Origin of the sequence: Myroides odoratimimus, assembly GCF_038039805.1 — a bacterium.
Lineage (GTDB): Bacteria > Bacteroidota > Bacteroidia > Flavobacteriales > Flavobacteriaceae > Flavobacterium > Flavobacterium odoratimimum_B.
The window spans coordinates 1-4,622 of the sequence record NZ_JBBPHK010000048.1 but is presented as its reverse complement, the minus strand read 5'-3'; the positions used below and the strand labels follow the sequence as shown (position 1 = coordinate 4,622).

The window sequence follows — 4,622 nt, the reverse complement described above, 5'->3', positions numbered from 1 at the left end:
TCATTTATCACAGGAAGTTCTTTTCTTAGTTTATTATATCCTTCTAAATCTAAAGTATAGACCTGGGTATCTTCAATACATTCTAAACTTATACTTGCTAGAGATTGGCTGTAGAATGCTTTTAGATCCGTTTCCCACCAACCTTCCATTGCAAAGTCTAGAATATGCTCTTTAGCATTATTGTCAGTAAAAACAAGTTTTAGAAGACCTTTATCAATAAAGAACAGATAGGGTACAGGTTCTCCTTCTTGAATTAAAAATTGATGTTTTTTATATTTTTTAAACACAAAACAAGACAAGATAAAATCAAACTCCTTGTCTGTTAGTGAGATTACTTGCTCTATTTGTGTTTTAAGAGTATTATTCATGTGATTTACTTTTGTTAAAGATATAAGCTCTTGTAAAGTAAAGTTACATAAGGCAAGAAGAACATTTGGAAGTACGGTAACACTTGGACATGGAGTTCCTATTCATGTAGTAAAAGAGATGTTAAGGCATCATTCTGTTAAACAAACAGAAGAATACGCTCTAACTGAAGAGGAAGCTATCAAAACAGAGATGCAAATTCTAAAGAGTAAATTAGAAGGGCAGCCTATATCTACATTAGGTAGGCAGAATCAACTACTTGAAAAATTAAACAAGTTAAATCTTAGTGAAGAAAAATTAAGTAAGCTAATTGATTTAATAGAACATATAGTTTAATAATTATAACTCCCTCGTAGAATCGTTTTTATGCAATAATTCAACTGTACGCATGGCATAGAAATACGAGGGAGTTAAACTAATCTTTTACTCCTTAAAAAGATTACCAATATCGGCTCTATTGTAATAATAGGAACCGAGTATTTTTTTATAACGCAACTTTCCACTAACACGAAGTGTTTGTAGCGAAGCTGCAGAAATACTAAGTAGTTGCCTTGCAACTTTTGCCTTCACCCATTCAAGTGAATCTTCCTTTGAATTCTTATTAAAAAACTCTTTTAATTCTGTAATGATTGTTTGACTAAACAGTCTTAAATCTTCTTTTGTAATTTGATTATCCATAATAGTTGTTTTTTAGGTTAAACAACTAATTTATGTGGTGGAGAGGAATGAGTAGGGGGATTGGAATAGAGATGGAGTGTTTGGCTTTAAAATGAAATATCTCAGTAAGTGTTTACTTTACTGAGATACTTTGCTGTCATGTATCTCCTGATACAATTAATATATTTTTGCATTCACTTAAGGTGATTTTGTTTGTGTGTGTTTAAATAATGGTATTTTTATATTCTGTAGGTGTGCATTTGACAAAAAGCTTAAAATACTTTGTGAAAGTTCCTCTAGAATTGAAACCACATTCTTCAGCTATAGCTTCAATTTTATAATTTGGTTCTAACTGTATTAATTGTTTTGCATGCTGTATTCTATAGAATGCAATCATTGTATAATAGTTTGTATTTAATTCATTGTTTATTTTTTTTGAAATTTCATGAACAGGGATTTTTATCTCTGTACTTAATGTATTAATAGTAAAATCTACACTTAAAAATCGGGTTTTATTGTTCTCAAAATAATCTAATATTACTAGTGTAGATTCTGAATATTTATGTTCTTTTAAAAAACTAATAGACAATTTATTAGCTATATTATCTTTTAAGTAATTTATTAAAGTTAAGATAGAATATAATAAAATATAAGATTGAATAATTAGCAGAACAAATTCAAGTAGATAATTAAGATGCTTTAGTGATTGAACATAAATGTTTAATAAAAAATGAGTTGTTAGTAAAATAATTGTAGTTATTGAGATATGATTTAAGTAAAGATGAATAGGTTGATGTAAGTATTGATTTATATTATTAGGCTTTAAGAATTGAAGTATTCCTAATAAGGTAAGTATATAGGATAATGTGTAGTATATATTATTAGTAATTAGATTATTTTTAAACAAAACTATACAGATGGTTTCTAAAGTTATTAGAGATAAATATAGTCTTATGCTAGTTCTGTTTATAAGTATTAATATAATTTGTACAATTATATATAGATAAATATCAGTATGTGAATACATAATATTTATTATCTGTTTAATAATTAATAAAGTAATAATAAGACAAAGAAACAGCTTTTTCTTTAGTAGGGTGTTGTTGTTTGAATTGATCATTTTTTCTTTTAAAGATAGGTCATTATAATATATTATGTTCTTATTGTTTGGTGTTATTGATGTTTATTTATTATTGTATTAGTTTTGATAAGAAAATAAAAAGTACTAGATTTGGAATAAATAATAGTGTATCTACAAAGAATTAGTGTTTTAAGTAAATCGCCTGACTTAATGTTTAATTAATAATAGAAATTAGATATGTATATCGTAGTTATATTTTTTACAATTCTTTCAATTGTTGCATTGAAGGAAGGTTTGTTGTATTACAGGGTAAAAAAAAGGAATATTGATTTTGTTGCTTTTAGATTATTAAGTAGATTCAATTATCTAATTGTTATACAGTCGTCCACCCTTATTTGGCAATTTATAGTTAAGAAAGATATTGGGCTTTTTCCATTTTGGATGTTACTATTCTTATTCTATGGACCCTATGTTTTTTTAATTATATACCATTATTTATTCAAAGAGAAAGAAAAGCTTTTTGTAGTTTATTTTAAAGATTATTATTTATCACTTTTTCTTTTTGTCTTACTTTCTTTTATAGTGTTTTATGTGAAAGACGATTTGAGATTTATAGGAGATATATGGTATTATTTTTTTTATGTGTTTGTCATGCTGCATTTGCTTTTCTATGGAATAAAAGGTTTTTATTTATTGAAAGATAGGTTGTCAGAAGCAGTAAGTAGTAATAGAAAGGAGTTCAAAGTTATATTGTATTTGTCTTATTTGATAAGTTTTACTATTGTTTTTTCCATAATCATTTTTATTTTCTTAACTCTGTTTGCTCATAATTATGATGCTTTATTTATTTTCTCAATCTTAACTTTATTATGGCTATATGTTATAGTTAGTACTTTTAGATACAATGTGATTTCAAATACTTTTAAGGTGGATTTTTTAACTCAAGATGAATCGTTTGAAATTTATAGTAATACTTCTGAAGTAATCTTAACTAATCAAGTAAAAAGTGAATCCTCTTTCTTAGATTGTGATTTAATGCACAATGATGAGATTAAGATAAATGTATTTGAAGTAAATAAGGATGTTTGCGATAAGTATGATAAGGTTAGATTAAGTGAAGATTTTCTAGAACAGATAGATATTAAAGTTAAACAAGTTATTTTAGTAGAGAAAGCTTTTTTAGATCCTAATTTTAAAATTAGTGATTTAGCTATAAAAATTAAGGTTTCTAGATATTATTTAGCACAGTATTTTACCTATAAGCATAAAATGAGTTTTAGAGAGTATATTAATTCTTTAAGAATTAAAGATATTCTTGATAAGGTAGATAAACTCACTTGTAAAAAAGAGATGACTGCAAATGAGTTATTCTTTGAAAGCGCATTTAATTCAAAGGCTTCGTTTTTTAAGAGCTTTAAAAATGTTACAGGAATGACCCCAGCAGAGTATATTAAGTTAGTATAATTATTTAGGTTAAGCCAATTAGTGTAAAATACTAGTTGGCTTTTTTTATTTAAAGTGTATAATAGATTTTGTTAACTAAATTATATAATTTTTCCTATCCAATAGTATAGGAATCATATGTTAACTAGTTTCTTTTCTAGGTTTGTTGTTTTGTAATAGATGATTTTTTATTTTTATTATATTGTTGAATAATAGTTGTTTATGTGTTGTTTTTTGTTAGTCTAGTATTATAGGAGGCTACTGTTTTGTTATATGCTCAAGAGTATAACAAAACAATACTTACAGGAGGAATTTTTTATCCAATTTTGCTATAAAGGTTAGGCGGATTGTTAGAATATTAGTACTTGCTCTTTACAGTTTTAGAAGTGTAGTGTTTAGGAAAATTATAAAACCAAGAAATTATGAGAAACTTATACATATAGAATTATTTTATAATTCAAGAAGTAATGTTTATTATCTAAAGTATTTATCTGATAGATCTAAATAGGAAGTTAGTTTTAATTTTTAATTATAGAAAAAGGAGCTATAGCAGTAAAGTTTAGTTTAAAAATGGTTGATTATATTTATCCGGGAGTATTAATATAATTATTCAACCTTTTGTATATTTTTTATTAAATTGATTCTTTAAAATGGGTTTAGACAATACGTTTAGACCTATTTTTTTTTGGATACTTATTAGTGATTTATGAGTATTATTTGATTGTTAGTTTTATTATATGATTGTTATAATACAGTTTCATTTTTGTTAATGTGCTCTTATGAATAACAAAGTGATACTTATTTTTGTGCTATTGTTTTGAAATTCGTGTTAAATAAAATTTATGTAACATGAAAAAACAATTACTATGTGTGGCTGCATTTTTATTTGTGTTGTCACTACAAGCTCAAGTGGGTATAGGAACTAAAACACCTAGTAAGTCTGCAGAACTTACAATAACTTCAAATGATAAGGGATTATTGATACCAAGTATTCCTTTAAAGACCACTAATGACACTTCAACTATTTCAAATGGGAATGTCGAAAGTTTATTAGTTTATGCTAATAAAAAACAAG

General features: G+C 25.7%; 4 protein-coding genes and 2 pseudogenes. 3 read left to right on the top strand and 3 right to left on the bottom strand.

The annotated features are described in order from the left end of the window. Positions 1-368: cyclic nucleotide-binding domain-containing protein (locus AABL85_RS17240; RefSeq protein ID WP_341311007.1), on the bottom strand; the 368-nt coding region annotated here is incomplete at its 3' end. Positions 369-378: 10 nt separating this feature from the next. Between AABL85_RS17240 and AABL85_RS17235 the strand changes: the two are divergent. Then, positions 379-702 (top strand): annotated as a pseudogene (locus AABL85_RS17235) (site-specific integrase); the annotation flags it as partial. Between the two features lie 87 nt (positions 703-789). Here the strand turns inward: AABL85_RS17235 and AABL85_RS17230 are convergent. Then, positions 790-1,044, bottom strand: a complete 255-nt coding sequence (locus AABL85_RS17230; RefSeq protein ID WP_341311006.1) for a DNA-binding protein — start codon at positions 1,042-1,044, stop codon at positions 790-792. Positions 1,045-1,246: 202 nt separating this feature from the next. Further along, positions 1,247-2,050, bottom strand: a complete 804-nt coding sequence (locus AABL85_RS17225; protein ID WP_341311008.1) for a helix-turn-helix domain-containing protein — start codon at positions 2,048-2,050, stop codon at positions 1,247-1,249. A gap of 291 nt (positions 2,051-2,341) precedes the next feature. On the opposite strand from AABL85_RS17225, the gene AABL85_RS17220 reads away from it, so the two are divergent. Continuing rightward, positions 2,342-3,568, top strand: coding sequence for a helix-turn-helix domain-containing protein (locus AABL85_RS17220; protein ID WP_341311005.1), 1,227 nt, complete (start codon positions 2,342-2,344; stop codon positions 3,566-3,568). An 828-nt stretch (positions 3,569-4,396) separates the two neighbouring features. Continuing rightward, positions 4,397-4,622 (top strand): annotated as a pseudogene (locus tag AABL85_RS17215) (hypothetical protein); the annotation flags it as partial.

Excerpts from the sequence above, each read along its gene's own strand:
- AABL85_RS17230 (WP_341311006.1), bottom strand. The coding sequence starts at position 1,044 with ATGGATAATCAAATTACAAAAGAAGATTTAAGACTGTTTAGTCAAACA.
- AABL85_RS17225 (WP_341311008.1), bottom strand. The coding sequence starts at position 2,050 with ATGTATTCACATACTGATATTTATCTATATATAATTGTACAAATTATA.
- AABL85_RS17220 (WP_341311005.1), top strand. The coding sequence starts at position 2,342 with ATGTATATCGTAGTTATATTTTTTACAATTCTTTCAATTGTTGCATTG.